The following is a 19447-nucleotide window of genomic DNA, read 5'->3' as shown; positions in this document are numbered from 1 at the left end:
GATGGCGGACGCTTTGGAATCGCAGGCACGCGCGCTGCTCACCGCAAAGGCGGTGCGCGCGCGCGCCGGGCAGATGCTCGAGCTCGGCCTTGCCGGCGGGCTCACCCATTTCACGGTCGATCTCGACCGCATCGATGGCGTTGCCGATGCCGTGCTCGCGGTGACCCGTAAAGCCTATCCGACGCTTGACATTCCCTTCCATGCGCGCTGGCGGCACTTCGTGCTCGGCGGCGTCGACCGCTGGGCCCGGCTTGCCGATGCTGCGTCCTGGCCGGATCGCGCGGCGCAAGCGCGCGCCGAGTTCGACCTCGCCATCGTCAGCGTGCTGCTCGATGCCGGCGCCGGCGCAGCTTGGCGCTATCGCGACAGCGTGACGGGAGCAGACGTAGGGCGATCGGAAGGGCTCGCGATCGCGAGCCTCGACATGTTCGCGAGCGGGCTGTTTTCGCGCGATGCGCGTGCGCCGTTCAGGGCCGATGCGGAGGTGCTTGAAAGACTGCCTCTTGGCTCACTCACCTCCGCCTTTCAGGTGACCGAGGCCAATCCGCTGCTCGGCCTGGAGGGACGCACCGACCTGCTGCGGCGTCTGGGCAGGCAGGTCTCGGAGCGTGCGGACGTGTTCGGCCTGCACGATACGCCGCGGCCGGGCGGGCTGTTCGATCATATCGCAGCGCAGGCGATCGGCGGCGCCGTCGCAGCGCCCGCGATCCTGTCCGCGGTGCTGAACCAGCTCGGACCGATCTGGCCGTCGCGACTTGAGCTTGCGGGCGTGCCGCTCGGCGATTGCTGGCGGCATCCGGCGATCAAGGCGGACGACGGCACGGCAGGCCTCGTGCCGCTGCACAAGCTGTCGCAATGGCTGAGCTATTCGCTGATCGAGCCGCTGCAGCGCGCCGGCTTTGAGGTGACCGACATCGATGGCCTGACCGGGCTCGCCGAATACCGCAACGGCGGTCTGTTCGTCGATCATGACGTGCTGCGCCTGCGCGATGCCGCCGATGCCGCGCGTGCGCATGAAGTGGATTCGCTGCTCGTCGTGGAGTGGCGCGCGCTGACGGTTGCATTGCTCGACAGGTTGGCGGAGCGCATTCACGCCAAGCTCGGCCGCACCCCTCGGACCTTGCCGCTTGCGAGCATCCTCGAAGGCGGCACGTGGGCGGCGGGCCGCGCCATCGCATTTGCACGCCGTCCCGATGGATCGCCGCCGCTCAAGGTGATCAGCGACGGCACGGTGTTTTAAACCCTCTCCCCTTGTGGGAGAGGGTGGCTTCGCGAAGCGAAGCCGGGTGAGGGGTTGTCGCCGCGGGCACATCTCTCAGTTGGAGTTCGCGGAGAGATACCCCTCATCCGGCGCTTCGCGCCACCTTCTCCCACAAGGGGAGAAGGGAAAAGCAAGAGCATCTCATCATGGAAGGCGTCACGATCGTCGATCATCCGCTGGTGCAGCACAAGCTGACGCTGGTGCGGGACAAGTCCATCTCGACCAAGTCATTCCGCGAGCTGATCAAGGAGATCGGCATGCTGCTGTGCTACGAGGTGACGCGCGACCTGCCGCTCACCGACACCGTGATCGAGACGCCGCTGGCGACGATGCACTCGGCCAAGATCGCCGGCAAGAAGCTGGTATTCGTGCCGATGCTGCGCGCCGGCACCACCTTCGTCGACGGCATGATGGATCTGGTGCCGACCGCGCGCGTCGCCCATATCGGGCTCTACCGCGAGCCGCACAGCTTTGCCGCGGTGGAGTATTTCTTCAAGTCGCCGTCCGACCTCAGCGAGCGCCTCGCCATCGTGGTGACGCCGGTGGTCGCCACCGCCAACACCGCCGTCGCCGCCATCGACCGGCTGAAAGAGCGCGGCGCCAGGGACATCCGCCTGGCCTGCCTGATCGCCGCACCGGAAGGGCTCGAACGGCTGCGCGGATTGCACCCGGACGTGCCGATCTGGACGGCGGCGGTGGATGAAGGGCTCGACGACAACGGGTTCATCCTGCCGGGCCTCGGCGATGCCGGCGACCGCGCCTACGGAACGCGGTAAGTGCTGGGCGCGTTTTAGGAACAGCTTCCGCCGCGCGAGGTTCTCCTGCTTTGCGATGGAGAGCAACGATGACCTATCAGAATGAGGACCGCAGGGCCGACAGAGCGCGCCGCAACAGCCCGGTGGGCTGGGCAGTCGGCGCGATCTTCGTGATCGCCGTGGTCGCGGCCGTCTTCTTCTACAATGGTCGCGAGTTCGGTCCCCAGACCACGACCTCGAACCCGAACACGGCGCCGAACGTCACCACCGGATCGAATCCACCGGCTGCGCCGGCGAAGTGATGCGCCAGGAGCGGGCCGTCACACCTTCCCGCTGCCGCAAATGCCCTTCAGTGCCTGCCACTCCTTGTCGGTCAGCAGCGGCGGGCCGCTGGCGGGCCGGTCCTCCTTCGTCATGCGCGCGAGGCGGTCCTCGGTCAGCGGATGGCTGGCGAGGATATTCGTCAGGCCGGAGCCGCCCTCTTTGCCGGTGATGCGGAACATCAGCTGGGCCGCGGGCTTCGGCGACCGGCCGAGCGCATGCATGATCTCGATCGCGAAAGTGTCGGCGCCGGTCTCGGCTTCGCGCGAATAGGACGCTTCGACCAGGCTGCGCGAGGCGAAGATCACGGCCGAGGAGCCGGTGATGTCGCCGAACAAGAGGCCGATCAGGAACGAGGTGCCGCCGTTGTAGATCAGGCCGCGCATGTTGTCGTAATGCTTGAGATGGCCGAGCTCGTGGGCGAGGATGCCGGCGAGCTCGTCGGGACTTTCGGCCTTGTCGAGCAGGCCCTTCAGCACGAACACCTTGCCGCCGGGCAGCGCGAAGGCATTCGGTATCGAGCTCGGCAGCACGCCGGCCGTCATTGAGTCGTCGAGGCCGGCCGCATCGCGCAGGCGGTTGACGAGCTTCGTGAACGCGGCCTTGCCCGCGGGGTCTTCGCACACGCCGCGGCCGAAGATGGTTTTCATCTGCACTTCGGCGGCGTCGCCGATGCGCCGTTCCACGGGCTTCGGCACCAGCGGCGCGAGCCGGTCGGCGGCGAGCGGCACGCCGAACAGGACGACGCAGACGATGGAGACGGCGGCGGCAACCGACCAGCCCACGATTTTCGCGACGCCGCTGCGCGTCGTCCGGTGCTCGTCGAGGCGCGTGCAGCGCGCGGCTACGTCCGCGGCGAGCACGGCATCGCGGATCTCCAGCCGCGCCAGAGGCGGTGCAGACGTCGCAGCCAGGCGCAGGATTCCGGGGGGACTGTCGGCGCGGCGAACGTCGGCGTAGGCCCAGCGAACAGGCGTTGCGCCGTCCTCGGCGATCTCGAGCGCATCACTGAGCGTCAGCGTCACCTGCCGTCTGCGGCTCGACACGCCGTCGAAGAAGATGGTCGGACTCTCCGACTGCGCCGGGGTCTCGGCAAACACGTCACTCACAGCTCAGAATCCCGCGACATCGAGTCCGTCGGCAAAGCCTTCGCCGAGCGCGCCGGCAAGCTGACCGCTGCCGCGCACGTCCGCCGCGGCCCAGATGTTGTGCACCTCGACGGTCTCCAGCACCTTGGCCCAAAGATCGCGTTGAAGATAGACCCGCATGACGATGTTGATGGCAAGAGCGAGCGCGAAATAGCCGATCACCATCATCGCCACCATCGGGATGCTCTTCGTCGCATTGTCGCCGGCGAAGATCTCCTCGGCGGAAACGCCTGTGAGCGAGACGACCAGGAAGGCGCTGCCGCCCATATAGGCTGCGAACGCGACCGTGAGCAGCATCCACCAGCCGATCACTTTCCAGTACAGGCCGTAGAAGGCATCATGACGCAATTCCGAGGACAGGCTGACGCCACCGATCCGGATGCCATCGAGCCACCAGCGCCATTCGCGCGCCTTGAACTCGGCATAGAAGAACGGTGCGAGCGGGAAGATGATCAGCGCGATCGGGCTGAGCAGCCAGAGCCACCAGCCGCGCTTGAAGAAGGTCCAGCCGTCGGCGTCGAAATCGCCGCGGAGATCGCCGTAATGGGTGTGCCGCATCTTGTAGCGTTCGAGCGCCGCCGCGCGCCAGGGCAGCGCGAGACCGAGCGTCAGGAGCACCAGCAAGCCCCATAGCATGGCGCGAAACGCGTAAGCCCAGCCGGAGCCGTCCATCCAGAAGCGGACGCCGCGCCAGACCGTGCGGGTCAGGCGGTAGCGCCGCGCGCGAAAAATCGCGAACTGGCCGAAGGCGTAGAAGGCGATGAATAGCGGCGTCGACGCAAAGGCCTGCCAGCGCTCGAACTCGATGCCAATGAGAAAATAGGCGAGATAGATCGGCACCAGGATCGCGAGCGCGAACAGGAAGCCGACCAGGAGCTCCTTGGCCCGTCCGGTGTATTCGGCCGCATCGCCATCGATCGCGGTGTGCGTCCACAGATGACGGCGGATGTCGGTGACGAGCCAGAACCGGTAGAAGCCGAAGGTCACGAGCTCGAGCATGGCACCCTTGGTGACCATTTTGCGGAACTCGGAGCGGCTGCCGGAGAAATCGACCCGCGTCGCCGGCAGCGGCGGGGGCAAGGGTTCGGACCCGATCGGGGTCCATTGCATGTCGTTCACGGCGGCAACCTCGGGATGCGGATCTGTTCCAGCCAAACTATAGATCAGAGATTAGTCGATCCCCAAGATGAGCGGGTTCGATTTAGCTCGATTCCAGCGGGTTTCTCGCACGATTCTCTGTCGTTCGGCGTGCGGGAGGTCACGTTCTCGTGGCGCCGTGACGATCGTGCAACGCGCTCGTGAAGGCTGGATGAGGCAAAACTCTCCCTTGCCCCGGCGCAGACAACCGGCTGTAATTGCAAATCAAATACCGCAGCGCAGAATTCAACGACGCGCGGTTCATATTCAGGGAGAACGGTCATGCATGGGACCATCGAAAGCGCGGCCAAGCTCGACGCCTTGCGCGAGCGCGCCATGTCGCTGCCGCTGGAGCAGTTCGATCCCGGCGACCCCGAATTGTTCAGGACCGATACGTTCTGGCCCTATTTCGATCGGCTGCGCCGCGAGGATCCCGTGCATTACTGCAAGGACTCGATGTTCGGGCCGTACTGGTCGGTGACGCGCTACAATGACATCATGGAGATCGAGACCAACCATGCGGTGTTCTCCTCGGCCTCCGCGCTCGGCGGCATCACCATCCGCGACATCGATCCGGATCTACGCCGTGAGAGCTTCATTTCGATGGACCCGCCGCGCCATGCCGCCCAGCGCAAGACCGTGGCGCCGATGTTCACGCCGACGCATCTGGACAATCTCGCCATCAACATCCGCAAGCGCTCGGCCGAGTGCCTGGACAACCTTCCCCGCGGCGAGGTGTTCGACTGGGTCGACCGCGTGTCGATCGAGCTCACCACGCAGATGCTTGCGGTGCTGTTCGATTTCCCCTGGGAGGATCGCCGCAAGCTGACGCGCTGGTCCGACGTCGCCACCACGATTCCCGGGCCTGACGGCCTGGTCGCGACCGAGGACGAGCGGCAGGCCGAGCTGACGGAATGTGCGGCCTATTTCTCGAAGCTGTGGAAGCAGCGCATCGAACAGCCGCCGAAGAGCGACCTATTGTCGATGATGGCGCATGGCACTGCTACGCGCGACATGGATGCGAAGAACTTCCTCGGCAATCTCATCCTCCTGATCGTCGGCGGCAACGACACCACGCGCAACACCATGTCGGGCTCGCTTCTCGCGCTGAGCCAGCATCCGGAGCAATATCGCAAGTTGCGCGAGAACCCTGACCTGCTCGACAGTTTCGTGCCGGAGGTGATCCGCTGGCAGACGCCGCTCGCGCATATGCGCCGCACGGCGCTGTCCGATTTCGAGTTCCGCGGCAATCAGATCAAGAAGGGTGACAAGGTCGTGATGTGGTACGTCTCGGGCAACCGCGACGAGGACGTGATCGACAGGCCCTACGAGTTCATCATCGACCGCGCCCGCCCGCGTACGCACCTGTCCTTCGGCTTCGGCATCCATCGCTGCGTCGGCCTGCGGCTCGCCGAGCTCCAGCTCAAGATTATTTGGGAGGAAATTCTCAAGCGGTTCGACCATATTGATGTGGTCGGCGAACCCACTCGGGTCTATTCGAGTTTTGTAAAGGGTATCGAAACGCTGCCGGTGAAGATTGCTGCGTGAGTCGAACGCAACGGAGCCACGATCATGAACATCCAAGCGCCGGTTAAAGTGGACAAGGCCGAACGCATGCGGAAGGCGCGCGAGGAGGCCTATGCGACGCCGTTGTCGCAATTCCACCCCGGCGCGCCCCGGCTGTTCCAGGACGACACGCTGTGGCCCTGGTTCGAGCGGCTGCGCAACGAAGAGCCGGTGCATTACTGCACCAATGCGCCGATCGAGCCGTATTGGTCGGTGGTGAAATACAACGACATCATGCATGTCGACACCAATCACGGCATCTTCTCCTCGGATTCCAAGCTCGGCGGCATCTCGATCCGCGACGTGCCGGAAGGCTACGACTATCCGAGCTTCATCGCGATGGACCAGCCCCGGCATTCGGCGCAGCGCAAGACGGTGTCGCCGATGTTCACCCCTCAGCATCTGGACGAGCTGGCAAAGCTGATCCGCCAGCGCTCGCAGACCGTGCTGGACAATCTGCCGCGCAACGAGACCTTCAGCTTCGTCGAGCGCGTTTCCATCGAGCTGACCACGCAGATGCTGGCGACCCTGTTCGACTTCCCCTGGGAGGAGCGGCGCAAGTTGACGCGCTGGTCCGACGTTTCCACCGCGCTGCCCAAGAGCGGCATCGTCGCCAGCGCCGAAGAGCGCCGCCGCGAGATGGACGAGTGCTACGCCTACATGTCCAAGCTCTGGAACGAGCGTGTCAACTCCGCGCCGCGCAACGACCTGTTGTCGCTGATGGCCCACAACGAGGCGACGCGCCACATGGACCCCGACAACCTCATGGGCAACATCATCCTGCTCATCGTCGGCGGCAACGACACCACGCGCAACACCATGACCGGCTCGGTGCTGGCGCTGAACGAGAACCCGGAGCAATACGACAAGCTGCGCGCCAATCCGGAGCTGATCGATTCCATGGTGCCGGAGGTGATCCGCTGGCAGACGCCGCTGGCGCATATGCGGCGTACTGCGCTCCAGGACACCGAGATCGGCGGCAAGCACATCAGGAAGGGCGACCGGGTCGTGATGTGGTACGTCTCCGGCAATCGCGACGAGGAGATGTTCGACAAGCCGGACGAGTTCATCATCGACCGCCCCCGCCCGCGCACGCACCTCTCCTTCGGCTTCGGCATCCACCGCTGCGTCGGCATGCGCCTCGCCGAGCTGCAGCTCAAGATCGTCTGGGAGGAGATGCTGAAGCGCTTCGACCGCATCGAGGTGGTCGGCGAGCCCAAGCGGATCTATTCGAGCTTCATCAAGGGATATGAGACGCTGCCGGTGCGGATTCCGGGCTGAGCTCTCTCCTACCGTCATTGCGAGGAGCGAAGCGACGAAGCAATCCAGACTGTCACCGCGGAGGGATTTCTGGATTGCTTCGCTGCGCTCGCAATGACGGTGTCCTGGACACACCTGCTCGTCACGCCCGCACCGGCAGGCACGGCACTCCCCAGCTATAAAATTCCGGCATGACAGCTCGCGCCAGATGCGAAGGCACGACCGCGCGCGGCTGTTCTACCACACGCCATCTAACTCAGCTTGATGTCCCACACGCCGTCCTTGCGGCAGGCGGCGACCTCCTCGCGCAGCAGCGCGGTGATGGCGAGCGAGGCCGTCGAGGCCGGGCGGTCGATTGGAGAGGCAAAGATGAGCTCGCGCGTCATCGGCTTGGATACGGGGGCGGTTTCCAGCCGCCCGTCCGCGACCTCGTCGTGGACAGAGGACGGCGGCAGCAGCGCGAAGCCGAGGCCCTCCTCGACCAGGCTCGTCAGCACGCGAAACGAATCCGCCTCCAGTTGGACGTCGAGCTTGATCTTGCGCTGGGCCGCGGCGTGCTCGATCAGCGCGCGGAGGCCGTGGGAATGAGAGGGCAGCACCAGGCGTTGCCGCAGCAGCCAGCCGATGTCGACGCTCTTCTTGCGCGCCAAGCCGCAGCCGCGCGGACCTACCGCGACGATGTTGTCGCGCCCCAGGCTCTGCACGTTCAGATGCAGGTCGGCCGAGCGGCCGTAGAGGATGGCGAGATCCATCTCGCCGCGATGCAGCCATTCGACCAGATGCCCGCTGTAGCTCTCGACGATGCGCAGCGAGATGCCGGGAAATTTTTCGACACAGCGCCGTGCAAAGCGCGCCGACAGCACGCAGCTCACGGTCGGAACCAGGCCGAGCACGACCTGGCCGGACGGCGGCCCCTTGGCCGACTGGATGTCGTCGCGGATCTGGTCGATCTGCCGCACGATGCCGGAGGTGCGTGCGAGCAGCAGGCGGCCGGCCTCGGTCAGCACCATGCCGCGGCCGTTGCGCGTGAAGAGTTCGGTGCGCAGCTCGTGTTCCAGGAGCTTGATCTGCCGGGAGAGCGCCGGCTGCGCCACGCGCAAGGTGTCGGAGGCCTTGGACAGGCTGCCGAGCTCCGCCACGCAACTGAAGGTCCTGAGCTGCCGGAAATCCATGCTTGCCAATCCTGGAAGGCTACTCCATACGCTATAACAAATGAGCATAGGGGGCGGGCATTGTTTTCACAACGCCCGTGGGTTGGCCGGCGTTATCTTTAACTGCCGCTGAGAATTGGAAACGCCATGAGTCAAGAACACCACGCCGAAGATTACGCCGACATCCGCGAGGCCATAGCCAAGCTCTGCGCCCAGTTCCCCGGCGAATATTGGCGCAAGCTCGACCGCGAGATGGCCTACCCCAAGGCGTTCGTCGATGCGCTGACCGAGGCCGGCTATCTCTCGGTGCTGATTCCCGAGGAATACGGCGGCGCGGGCCTGAAGCTGTCGGCGGCCGCCGCGATCCTGGAAGAGATCCAGCGCGCCGGCTGCAACGGCGGCGGCTGCCACGCCCAGATGTACACGATGGGCACGGTGCTCAGGCACGGCAATGCCGAGCAGAAGGCAAAGTACCTGCCGAAGATCGCGAGCGGCGAGTTGCGCCTGCAGGCGTTCGGCGTCACCGAGCCGACCAGCGGCACCGACACCTCCTCGCTGAAGACGTTCGCGCGCAAGGACGGCAACGACAGCTACATCGTCAACGGCCAGAAGATCTGGACCAGCCGCGCCGAGCATTCCGATCTGATGGTGCTGCTGGCGCGCACCACCCCGAAGGACCAGGTCAAGAAGCGCACCGATGGCTTGTCGGTGTTCATCGTCGACATGCGCGAGGCCAAGAACAACGGTCTCGAGATCCGCCCGATCCGCACCATGATGAACCACGCCACCACCGAAGTGTTCTTCACCGACATGAGGGTGCCGGCGGAGAATCTGATCGGCGAGGAAGGCAAGGGCTTTCGCTACATCCTCTCCGGCATGAATGCCGAGCGCATCCTGATCGCGGCCGAATGCGTCGGCGACGCAAAGTGGTTCATCGCGAAGGCGACGAACTACGCCAAGGAGCGCGCCGTGTTCGGCCGGCCGATCGGCCAGAATCAAGGCATCCAGTTTCCGATCGCAAAAGCCTACGCCTCGATGCGCGCGGCCGAGCTGATGGTGAAGGAAGCCACGCGCAAATACGAGGCCGGGCTCGATTGCGGCGCGGAGGCCAACATGGCCAAGATGCTGGCGGCGGATGCGTCCTGGGAAGCGGCGAACGCCTGCATCCAGACCCATGGCGGGTTCGGCTTTGCCGAGGAATACGACGTCGAGCGCAAGTTCCGCGAGACGCGGCTCTACCAGGTGGCGCCGATCTCGACCAACCTCGTGCTGTCCTTCGTCGCCGAGCACGTGCTCGGCATGCCGCGCTCGTACTGAGGTGGCGGCCATGGGAGCATTGGACGGGATCAGGGTGATTGCGGTCGAGCAGGCGGTGGCGGCGCCGTTCTGCTCCTCGCGCCTGGCGGATGCCGGCGCGGAGGTGATCAAGATCGAGCGGCCCGAGGGCGATTTCGCCCGCGGCTATGACGCGGCGGCCAAGGGCCAGAGCAGCTATTTCGTCTGGCTCAATCGCGGCAAGCAATCGGCGGTGGTCGATCTCACCACGAAGGAAGGCCGCGCCGAGCTGGAGAAGCTGATCGCGAGTGCCGACGTGCTGATCCAGAACCTGAAACCCGGCTCGATGGACAAGCTCGGCTTCTCGCGCGAGCGGCTCTTGAAGGACTATCCCAAGCTGATCTCGTGCACCATCACCGGTTATGGTGACGAAGGTCCCTACGCCCACCGCAAGGCCTATGATCTCCTGATCCAGGCCGAGAGCGGGCTCGCCTCGATCACCGGCAATCCCGACGGCGCCTCGCGCGTCGGCATGTCGATCGTCGACGTCGCAACCGGCGCCACCGCGCATGCGGCGATCCTGGAGGCGCTGATCGCGCGCGGGCGCACCGGCAAGGGCGCCGACATCCGCATCTCCATGTTCGACGTGATGGCGGACTGGTGCACCGTGCCGCTGCTCAATGCCGAAGCCGGCAATCCGCCCAAGCGCATGGGCCTGCGCCATCCCTCGATCGCGCCCTACGGTGTGTTCACCTCCAAGGACGGCAAGGACATCCTGATCTCGATCCAGAGCGAGCGCGAGTGGAAGACCCTGTGCGCGAAGGTGCTGGATCAGCCGGACCTGCCGGCCGATCCCCGCGTCGCCAACATGGTCGAGCGCGTGCGCAACCGCGACTTTACCGACACGACGGTGGCCGACATCTTCGGCAAGATGACGCGCGGCGAGCTCCTGAAGCGGCTGTCGGACGCGGACATCGCCTTCGCCGAGGTCAACACCATGGCCGACCTCGCCAACCATCCGCATCTGCGCCGCATCGATGTCGACACGCCGAACGGACGCGTCAGCTATCCCGCGCCGGCGCCGATCATCGTCGGCGAGACGCGCAGCTACGGCGCCGTGCCCGCCATCGGCGAGCGTCCCCAGTCCAAATAAAGAGAGCGAGGCGTCATGACCGAGAAGCTCGACATCGATCATCTCAGGCAATGGATCGGCCGCAGCCAGGAGGCCACCGACATCGTCACCGCGCAGCTTGTGAAGGGCCTGCGCGCGACATTGTTCCAGGAGGTCGGCGAGCCCAAGACGGGCGATGCTGCGCCGTTCACGGTGCATTGGTGCCTGGCGCAGCCGGTGTTCCCGATGTCGATGCTCGGGCCCGACGGCCACCCGACCCGCGGCGGCTTCCTGCCGCCGGTGCCGCTGCCGCGCCGGATGTGGGCGGGCGGCGAGATCGAGTTCTTGCAGCCCTTGCGCGTCGGCGATGAATCGACGCGGACCTCGCGCATTGCCGACGTGCAAGTGAAGACGGGCTCGACCGGCACGCTGTGCTTCGTCTCGGTCGAGCACAGCATCTCCTCACCGAGGGGCACGGCGATCCGCGAGCGGCAGGACATCGTCTATCGCGAGATGACCGGCGGCGCGCCGGCTGGCGGCAAGGCGTCGCCTCCGCCGCCGCAGGCGCATCATCGCGAAACGCATGTGTCCGATCCCGTGCTGCTGTTCCGCTACTCCGCGCTGACCTTCAACGGCCACCGCATCCATTACGACCGCGACTACGTCACTGAGGTCGAGGGCTATCCGGGCCTGATCTTCCACGGCCCGCTGCAGGCCGCGCTGATCGTCGAGATGGCGGCCAAGCTTCGCGGCGGCAAGGCGCCGAAGAAGTTTTCGTATCGCGGCGTGCAGCCGCTATTCGAAGGCACGGAGTTCTCCGTCAACGCCAATGAGACCGACGCGGGCATGGAGCTGTGGACCGCGAACGCGGAGGGGCAGCCGACGATGAAGGGAACGGCGGTGTGGTGATAGTCTCTCCTCGTCATTGCGAGGAGCGAAGCGACGAAGCAATCCAGACTGGCTCTGCGGAGAGATTCTGGATTGCTTCGCTTCGCTCGCAATGACGGGTGGGGCTGCTACGTTCAATCAATAAACGCAGGGACGGAACCAATGGCCAGGAACGGCAAGACCGGCAGCAAGCCCGTCACCGTGAAGCAGGCGACGCTCGATCTCTTGCGCGCCTTCGGCATCGACAGGGTGTTCGGCAATCCTGGTTCGACCGAGCTGCCGTTCCTGAGCGACTGGCCCGACGATATCGACTACGTGCTGGCGCTGCAGGAGGCTTCCGCCGTCGGCATGGCCGATGGCTATGCGCAGGCGACGCGCAATGCCGGCTTCGTCAATCTGCATTCGGCGGCCGGCGTCGGCAACGCGCTCGGCAACATCTACACCGCGCATCGCAACCAGACCCCGCTAGTGATCACCGCAGGCCAACAGGCGCGCTCGATCCTGCCCTTGCAGGCGTTTCTCTATGCCGAGCGCGCCTCCGAGTTTCCGCGGCCTTATGTGAAATACAGCGTCGAGCCGGCAAGGCCGGAGGACGTGCCCGCCGCGATCGCGCGGGCCTATTACACCGCGATGCAGCCGCCGTGCGGGCCGACCTTCGTGTCGATCCCGATCGACGACTGGGCCCATGCCTGCGCGCCGGTCGCGGCGCGGAAAGTGAGCCGCGAGATCGGCCCTGAGCTGGAGCCGATGAAGGCGCTGGTTGCGGCGCTCGCCTCAAGCAAACACCCTGCGCTCGTCGTCGGCCCGGGCGTCGATCGCGCCGGCGCGGTGGATCTGATGGTGCGCGTCGCCGAGAAGACCAAGGCGAGCGTCTGGGTCAGCCCGTTCTCGGCACGCTGCTCGTTCCCCGAGCGGCATCCGCAATTCGCAGGCTTCCTGCATGCCTCGCCGGCGCAGCTGTCCGATGCGCTGCGCGAGCACGATGTCGTCGTCGTTATCGGCGCGCCGGTGTTCACCTTCCATGTCGAGGGCCATGCCGCGATCTTCGACGGCGGCGCGACCATCTTCCAGATCACCGATGATGCGGATGCCGCCGCGGTGACGCCATCAGGCACCAGCATCATCGCGACGATGAAGCCGGCACTCGGCCTGCTGCTCGATCTGCTGCCGGAGAGCAAGCGCGCGGCGCCGAAGGGCCGCACGCTGCCGCCGGCGCCGCAGCCTGCCGATCCGCTGCCGGTCGAATTTCTGCTGCATTCGCTGTCGCAGGCGATGCCCGATGGCGCCTCACTGGTCGAGGAAGTGCCTTCGCATCGGCCGGCGATGCAAAAATTCCTGCCGATGCGCGGCCAGGACAGTTTTTACACCATGTCAAGCGGTGGTCTCGGCTACTCTCTGCCAGCCGCGGTTGGCATGGCCCTCGGCAAGCCGAAGCAGCGCACGGTGTGCCTGATCGGCGACGGCTCGGCGATGTATTCGATCCAGGCGCTCTGGACGGCCGCGCAGCGCAAGCTGCCGCTCACAATCGTCGTCATCAACAATTCCGGCTACGGCGCGATGCGCTCGTTCAGCCAGGTCATGCAGGTGCGCAACGTGCCGGGGCTGGAGCTGCCGGGGATCGATTTCGTGCGGCTTGCCGAAGGCATGGGCTGTCATGCGGTGCGGGTGACGAAGGCCGCGGAGCTGGGCGAAGCGCTGAAGCGCGGCATGGCGTATGCGGGCACGAGCCTCGTTGAGGTCGTCGTGGATTCCGCAGTGCCTGTGCTGTACGGGCAGAAGCATTGACCGTGTCGTAGCCCGGATGGAGCGCAGCGTAATCCGGGAATCCTGCCACAGGCGAGTCGGCCCTGGATTGCGCTGCGCTCCATCCAGGCTACGACATCACGACGCCAAAAATCCCCCGTCCGCCGCCAGCACATGCCCGACGACATACGACGACGCATCCGACGACAGCCACACCACGGCCTCGGCGACCTCCTCCGGGCTGCCCATCCGCCGCAGCGGCAGGCCGGCGCTGACCGTCGCGACATCGCCGACGCCGGCGCGCAGCATCATGTCTGTGACGACGCGGCCGGGCGCGATCGCATTGATGCGAATGCCGCGCGGCGCGTTCTCCATCGCCGCCGAGCGCGTCAGCGAGATCGCGGCGGCCTTTGAGGCCGAGTAGAGCGAGAAGCCTGGATTGGGATTGCGCACCCCGCTGACGGAGGCGTTGACGACGATGCAGCCGCGCCCCTGCGCCAGCATCGCCGGCAATTGATGGCGCAGGCACAGGAACAGCGCGCGGACATTGGTGTCGAACACGCTGTCGTAGATCTCCGTGCCCTGTTCCTCCAGCGGAGCGCGGCGCTCCTGGAAGCCGGCATTGTTGAAGGCGACGTCGAGCCGGCCGCAGCGCCCGACGGCTGTGCCGACGAGGCGCGCGACCTCGTCCTCCCGCGTGATGTCGGTCTGAAGCGCGATCGCCTCCGTCCCGAGTTCGCGGCACGCTGAGGCAGTGGCCTCGATCTCGGCTTCGCGCCGGCCGGCGACGACGACCGCTTCCGCTCCTTCGGCCGCCATCCTCAGCGCCGTTGCGCGCCCGATGCCGCTGCCGCCGCCCGTGATCAGGCAGACCTTGCTGCTCATGCGCTGACCGGTCGGCAAGGCTTCGCTCATGGTCCACTCCAAACACTTGCGCGCGCCGTTGCGCCCATATAGTTGTATGATACAACATATGGGTCGAGTCAAGCCATGGCCGAGCTTTCGCTGATTGACGACATCCGCGCCGCCTCGCGCCTGATGGTGCGCGAACTCGGCTTCATGGACGCCACGGTGGCGGCCTCGGGCTATCCGCCCTCGGCGGTCCACACCATCCTGGAGATCGGCATCCGCGGCCCCATGACGTCGGGCGAACTCGGCGATTTCCTGCGGCTGGAGAAATCCAGCGTCAGCCGTCTGGTGCGCAAGCTGATTGATTGCGGCGAGCTCAAGGAGACGCTGGACGAGGCGGATGCGCGCAGCAAGCTGCTGTCGCTGACGGCGAAGGGCCGGCGCACGCTGGAGGCTCTCCATGCGTTCGGCCGGCAGCAGGTGCGCGGCGCGCTGGCGGCGCTGACGGAAGCCGAGCAGCGCAAGGTGCGCGAGGGCATGATGCTCTATGCGCGGGCGCTGCGGGCGAGTCGGGTGGGGGATGAGGTGGAAGCGGCCGTGTGATGCGCGAGGCTGCTGAAGCTGCTTCTACACACTCGGTGTCATCGCCCGCGCAGGCGGGCGATCCAGTACTCCGAGACGGTCGTGGTTGAGCCGACAGGCCGCGGCGTACTGGATGCCCCGCCTTCGCGGGGCATGACAGCGTCAATTGCGGCGACTCACTTCCCGAACTCCTCCCGCATCTTCGCCTGGATCTTGGCCATGCCGCCGATCCAGCGGTCGTAATTCTCGGTCTTCTTGCGCATGTAGCCGAGCACTTGCGGGTGCGGCAGGATCAGGAACGTCTCCTGCTCGAGTCCGGCGAGCACGTCTTTCGCCACTTGCTCGGGCGTCAGGTCGCCGTCGCCGGATTGCGGGCCCTTGGGAATCGAGCGCAGCATGTTGGTGTCGACACCCTGCGGGCAGAGGATCGAGACCTTGATGTTGTGGGCCTTGTGCGAGATTGCGAGGTTCTCGGCGAAACCGACCGCAGCGTGCTTCGTCGTCGAATAGGCCGGGCTGCCGACCTGCGACAACAGGCCCGCGGCCGAGATGGTGTTGAGGAAATAGCCGCCGCCGCGCGCCCTCATCCGAGGGACGAGATGCCGCGCCGCATAGACATGCGCCATGACGTGGATCGCCCAGCTGCGCTGCCAAGGCTCGTCGGAAGCGCCACCGGCGTTCTCCGACATTGGATCGAAGCCGCCGCCGATGCCGGCGTTGGAACAGAACAGCGCGATCGGGCCGAACTGCCGCTCGGTCTCCTCGATGACGTGGACGATGTCCTTTTCCTGCGCGACGTCGCATTTGAACGCGGCGCCATCGACCATGGCCGCGACCGCTCGCGCATTGGCCGCGTCCATGTCCGCGACCACGACCTTGGCCGCACCCGCATTGTGAAAGGCCTCGCACAGCGCCTTGCCGATGCCGTTTGCGCCGCCCGTGACGACCACGACCTTGCCGGTCACCTGCATGCGACGTCTCCTCTCGTCTTCTTATACCGCTTCGCGGAAACTTCTCAGCTCAACACGAGGTCGAGCACCGCGGTATAATGACATGCCGCGCCGGCCAAGACAAAGCCGTGCCAGATCGCATTCTGAAAGCGCAGCCGCCGCCAGGCGTGGAAGATCACGCCGAAGCTGTAGAGCAGGCCGCCGGCAAGAATGAAGCCCAGCACCAGCGTGGGCAACGCCCTGACCACGGCATCGTAGAGCATCATGCCGCTCCAGCCCATCGCGAGATAGATGCCGACCGAGACGCGGTCGAACCGGCCGGGATAGAGCAGCTTCAGCACGATGCCGAGGATTGCGACGCACCAGACGCCGGCCAGCAGCACCAACGCGAACACGCTGTCCTTCAGCTCCAGGATGAACGGCGTGTAGGTCGCGGCGATCAAGAGATAGATCGCGGAATGGTCGAAGCGGCGCAGCAGCCATTTGGCCGGCGAGACCGGCCAGAGATTATAGGTCGCCGACAGCACCAGCATCGAGAGCAGGCCGGCGACATAGACGGAGACGCCGACGATGTCGGTGGCGTCGGCATAGACCGCCGTCAGCACCACCAGCACCGTCGCGGCAATGATGCCCGCGAGCACGCCGATCCCGTGGACGATGCCGTCGGCGATCAGCTCGGCGCGATCGTAGTCCCAGCCGATCGCGTCGGCTGCGGCGTGGACGGAAGAGGATGCAAGCTGCTTCAACTGGAAGACGGTCATGGCAATCCGCAAAGGCTCGAGGCAATGCCCTCTAGATGGGTGTTTCAGGACCGGCGGGTCGTTCAAACGGCTGATTTGCCGAGAAAGGCGGTGGAAGTATGAAAGCTTGAATTTCTTCAGGCAATTGCCACTTTTGTGACTAATCCGTTTTGCGTATCCCTCGCCCGAGATCCCCTCACGTTCATATGGCATTCAGTTTCCAGGATATGGTCGAGGAAGCGCGGCTGTCGGCGCGGGCGCTGATCGACTATGGCGAGCACTTCTTCAACCCGACGGTGCGGCTTGGTGTCACCGGTCTGTCGCGCGCCGGTAAGACCGTATTCATCACCGCGCTGATCCATGGACTGACGCGCGGCGGCCGGTTTCCGGTGTTCGAGGCCTACGCCTCGGGCCGGATCGCGCGGGCGCACCTGGCGCCGCAGCCGGACGATGCCGTGCCGCGCTTTGCCTATGAGAACCATCTGCGCGCGCTGATCGAGGAACGGCGCTGGCCGAGCTCGACCGTGGATATCAGCGAGCTCAGGCTCGTGATCGACTACCAGCGCCCGAACGGCGCCGACCGCACGCTGACGCTCGACATCGTCGACTATCCCGGCGAATGGCTGCTGGACCTGCCGTTGCTGCACAAGAGCTACGAGCAATGGTCGGCGGAGAGCCTGGCGCTTTCGCGCGAGGCGCCGCGCGCGCATCTCGCAGCCGAGTGGCACAGTCATCTCGTAACGCTCAAGCCCGAAGCGCGCGAGGACGAGCAGGCGACGCTGACGGCCGCAAAGCTCTTCACCGATTATTTGCGCGCCTGCCGCGACGAGCGGTTTGCGATGAGCCTGTTGCCGCCCGGTCGCTTCCTGATGCCCGGCAATCTCGCCGATACGCCGGCGCTGACCTTTGCGCCGCTGGACGTGCCTGCTGGCGGGCAGGCGGGCGAGCGATCGCTGTGGGCGATGATGGTGCGGCGCTTCGAAGCCTACAAGGACGTCGTGGTGCGGCCGTTCTTCCGCGATCATTTCGCGCGGCTCGACCGTCAGATCGTGCTGGCCGATGCGCTCGCCGCGTTCAACTCCGGCCCCGAGGCGCTGCACGATCTCGAAGCCGCGCTCGCCGGCATTCTCGACTGCTTCAACACCGGCCGCAGCACGATCCTCTCCAGCCTGTTCCGGCCGCGCATCGACCGCATCCTGTTCGCCGCGACCAAGGCGGATCATCTGCATCATTCCAGCCACGACCGGCTCGAGGCGGTGCTGCGCCGCGCCGTCTCGCGCGCGGTCGCGCGCGCGGAAAACACCGGCGCGGCGATCGACGTCGTCGCGCTCGCCGCCGTGCGCGCCACGCGCGAAGCGCAGGTGGCGCATGGCCGTGACAAGCTGCCGTCGATCCTGGGAACACCCGCCGCAGGCGAAAGCGCCGGCGGCGAGTTCTTCGACGGCAACACCGAGGTTGCGACCTTTCCGGGCGATCTTCCGCTCGATCCCGAACCGCTGTTCAATGGGACGGATGCGTTCCGCGGGCTCGCGTCGGAGGCGGCCGGGAACAGCGATTTCCGCTTCCTGCGCTTCCGCCCGCCGAAGCTCGAACGCGAGGGTGCCGACGAGCCGACGCTGCCACACATCCGCCTCGACCGTGCTTTGCAGTTCCTGATCGGAGACAAGCTGTCATGACCGAGCGATCCAAGCCACGGCGGCCGGCGACGTTCCGGCTCGACGATCCCGGCGTCGTCGTCGCCGAGGCCGACGAGACCGGCCGTCTCGGTCGCGCCACCATCCAGATCACGCCGGAGCCCGACCCGGCGATGCTGCCGGTGCCGGTGCAACCCGCAGTCCCGGCGCGGCGCGGCTTTCCCTGGGGCACTCTGTTCTGGTCGGGGCTCGCCGGATTGACGCTGCTCGGCACCGGGCTCGGCGTGGTGCATCTGATCGAGGATCTGTTCGCGCGCAACGAGACGCTCGGTTTCGTCGGGCTTGCCTTCGCCGTCATCACCGCGCTGGCGCTTGCCGTGGTGATCGGACGCGAGGCGTTCGGCCTCGCGCGTCTTGCGACCATCGAGAAGCTGCACCAGCGCGCAGCTTCCGTGCTGGCCAGCGACGATCGCAAGGAGAGCCGCGTCATCGTCCAGGACCTGCTCAAGATCGCGCACCAGAATCCGCAGCTGGCGCGCGCCCGCGCGACGCTGGAGAGCCATGCCGGCGAGATCATCGACGGCGCCGACATGATCCGCCTCGCCGAGCGCGAGCTGATGTCGCCGCTGGACGCCGAGGCGCGGCGGCTGGTGTCGTCAGCGGCGCAAAAGGTCTCGATCGTGACGGCGGTGAGTCCGCGCGCCGCCATCGACGTGCTGTTCGTGTTCGTGGCGGCGCTGCGCCTGATCCGCCAGCTCGCTTATCTCTATGGCGGCCGCCCAGGCGCGCTCGGCATGATCCGCCTGCTTCGCCACGTCATCGCCCATCTCGCCATCACCGGCGGCATGGCCGCGAGCGACAGCCTGGTGCAGCAGATGCTCGGCCACGGCATCGCGGCGAAGCTGTCGCAGCGCCTGGGTGAAGGCGTGCTGAACGGGCTGCTGACCGCGCGGCTGGGATTGGCCGCGATCGATGTGACGCGGCCGCTGCCGTTCGCGGCCCTGCCGCCGCCGAAGCTGTCGGATCTGGCGACGGATCTGCTGCGGAAGAAGGACGCCGACGAGTAGATCGCTCCC

General features: G+C 66.0%; 18 protein-coding genes. 12 read left to right on the top strand and 6 right to left on the bottom strand.

Annotation, left to right across the window (positions count from 1 at the left end; all coding sequences use genetic code 11):
* Position 1: 1 nt before the first annotated feature.
* The 3 genes from I6F31_RS16565 (at position 2) to I6F31_RS16555 (ending at position 2318) form a co-directional block, all read left to right on the top strand.
* Positions 2–1240 carry a URC4/urg3 family protein gene (locus tag I6F31_RS16565; RefSeq protein ID WP_225185730.1) on the top strand — a complete coding sequence of 413 codons (1239 nt, stop codon included), beginning with the start codon at positions 2–4 and terminating at the stop codon, positions 1238–1240.
* Between the two features lie 167 nt (positions 1241–1407).
* Positions 1408–2037, top strand: coding sequence for a uracil phosphoribosyltransferase (upp, locus tag I6F31_RS16560; protein ID WP_036009715.1), 630 nt, complete (start codon positions 1408–1410; stop codon positions 2035–2037).
* 68 nt (positions 2038–2105) lie between these two features.
* Entirely contained in the window at positions 2106–2318 is a 213-nt protein-coding gene (locus I6F31_RS16555) for a hypothetical protein (protein WP_036028638.1), read from the top strand.
* Between the two features lie 18 nt (positions 2319–2336).
* Here I6F31_RS16555 and I6F31_RS16550 read toward each other — a convergent pair whose 3' ends face one another.
* Both I6F31_RS16550 and I6F31_RS16545 read right to left on the bottom strand, forming a co-directional pair.
* A complete protein-coding gene (locus tag I6F31_RS16550; RefSeq protein WP_036028635.1) occupies positions 2337–3446 on the bottom strand; it encodes a M48 family metallopeptidase in 1110 nt (369 codons plus the stop codon).
* Between the two features lie 3 nt (positions 3447–3449).
* Entirely contained in the window at positions 3450–4595 is a 1146-nt protein-coding gene (locus tag I6F31_RS16545) for a DUF898 domain-containing protein (RefSeq protein ID WP_225185833.1), read from the bottom strand.
* A 309-nt stretch (positions 4596–4904) separates the two neighbouring features.
* On the opposite strand from I6F31_RS16545, the gene I6F31_RS16540 reads away from it, so the two are divergent.
* Positions 4905–6170: a cytochrome P450 gene (locus I6F31_RS16540; RefSeq protein ID WP_225185729.1), complete on the top strand. Its 1266-nt coding sequence runs from the start codon at positions 4905–4907 to the stop codon at positions 6168–6170.
* 24 nt (positions 6171–6194) lie between these two features.
* The gene (locus I6F31_RS16535; RefSeq protein ID WP_225185728.1) at positions 6195–7469 is read left to right on the top strand and encodes a cytochrome P450; all 1275 of its coding nucleotides are present in this window, start codon (positions 6195–6197) and stop codon (positions 7467–7469) included.
* 230 nt (positions 7470–7699) lie between these two features.
* Here I6F31_RS16535 and I6F31_RS16530 read toward each other — a convergent pair whose 3' ends face one another.
* Positions 7700–8620 (bottom strand): LysR substrate-binding domain-containing protein, encoded by a 921-nt coding sequence (locus I6F31_RS16530; RefSeq protein ID WP_225144229.1) that lies wholly within the window; start codon positions 8618–8620, stop codon positions 7700–7702.
* A gap of 126 nt (positions 8621–8746) precedes the next feature.
* On the opposite strand from I6F31_RS16530, the gene I6F31_RS16525 reads away from it, so the two are divergent.
* The 4 genes from I6F31_RS16525 (at position 8747) to mdlC (ending at position 13658) form a co-directional block, all read left to right on the top strand.
* On the top strand, positions 8747–9916 hold the full coding sequence (locus tag I6F31_RS16525) for an acyl-CoA dehydrogenase family protein (RefSeq protein WP_225144228.1): 1170 nt from the start codon (positions 8747–8749) through the stop codon (positions 9914–9916).
* A gap of 10 nt (positions 9917–9926) precedes the next feature.
* Positions 9927–11027, top strand: coding sequence for a CaiB/BaiF CoA-transferase family protein (locus I6F31_RS16520; protein WP_225144227.1), 1101 nt, complete (start codon positions 9927–9929; stop codon positions 11025–11027).
* Positions 11028–11042: 15 nt separating this feature from the next.
* Positions 11043–11894, top strand: a complete 852-nt coding sequence (locus I6F31_RS16515) for a MaoC family dehydratase N-terminal domain-containing protein (RefSeq protein ID WP_225134807.1) — start codon at positions 11043–11045, stop codon at positions 11892–11894.
* Between the two features lie 141 nt (positions 11895–12035).
* Entirely contained in the window at positions 12036–13658 is a 1623-nt protein-coding gene (gene mdlC, locus I6F31_RS16510) for a benzoylformate decarboxylase (RefSeq protein WP_225185727.1), read from the top strand.
* Between the two features lie 96 nt (positions 13659–13754).
* Here the strand turns inward: mdlC and I6F31_RS16505 are convergent, their stop codons facing one another.
* Positions 13755–14531 (bottom strand): glucose 1-dehydrogenase, encoded by a 777-nt coding sequence (locus I6F31_RS16505; RefSeq protein ID WP_036009738.1) that lies wholly within the window; start codon positions 14529–14531, stop codon positions 13755–13757.
* Between the two features lie 75 nt (positions 14532–14606).
* Here I6F31_RS16505 and I6F31_RS16500 point away from each other — a divergent pair, with 75 nt between their 5' ends.
* Complete coding sequence (locus I6F31_RS16500) at positions 14607–15068, top strand: MarR family winged helix-turn-helix transcriptional regulator (RefSeq protein WP_225185726.1); 462 nt, start codon at positions 14607–14609, stop codon at positions 15066–15068.
* Between the two features lie 155 nt (positions 15069–15223).
* Here I6F31_RS16500 and I6F31_RS16495 read toward each other — a convergent pair whose 3' ends face one another.
* Together I6F31_RS16495 and I6F31_RS16490 are read right to left on the bottom strand one after the other, a co-directional pair.
* The gene (locus tag I6F31_RS16495; protein WP_036009739.1) at positions 15224–16018 is read right to left on the bottom strand and encodes an SDR family oxidoreductase; all 795 of its coding nucleotides are present in this window, start codon (positions 16016–16018) and stop codon (positions 15224–15226) included.
* A 44-nt stretch (positions 16019–16062) separates the two neighbouring features.
* Positions 16063–16758, bottom strand: a complete 696-nt coding sequence (locus I6F31_RS16490) for a hemolysin III family protein (protein WP_036009743.1) — start codon at positions 16756–16758, stop codon at positions 16063–16065.
* A 185-nt stretch (positions 16759–16943) separates the two neighbouring features.
* Between I6F31_RS16490 and I6F31_RS16485 the strand changes: the two genes are divergently transcribed.
* Positions 16944–18413 (top strand): YcjX family protein, encoded by a 1470-nt coding sequence (locus I6F31_RS16485; RefSeq protein ID WP_225134803.1) that lies wholly within the window; start codon positions 16944–16946, stop codon positions 18411–18413.
* Positions 18410–19438, top strand: coding sequence for a TIGR01620 family protein (locus tag I6F31_RS16480; protein WP_225134802.1), 1029 nt, complete (start codon positions 18410–18412; stop codon positions 19436–19438). Before I6F31_RS16485 ends, I6F31_RS16480 begins: the two co-directional genes overlap by 4 nt.
* Positions 19439–19447: the final 9 nt, after the last annotated feature.

Origin of the sequence: Bradyrhizobium sp. NBAIM01 (assembly GCF_020194115.1) — a bacterium.
Classification (GTDB): Bacteria; Pseudomonadota; Alphaproteobacteria; order Rhizobiales; family Xanthobacteraceae; genus Bradyrhizobium; species Bradyrhizobium yuanmingense.
Note: the sequence above shows the minus strand (reverse complement) of the source record. Positions and strands in the feature narration are given on the sequence as shown.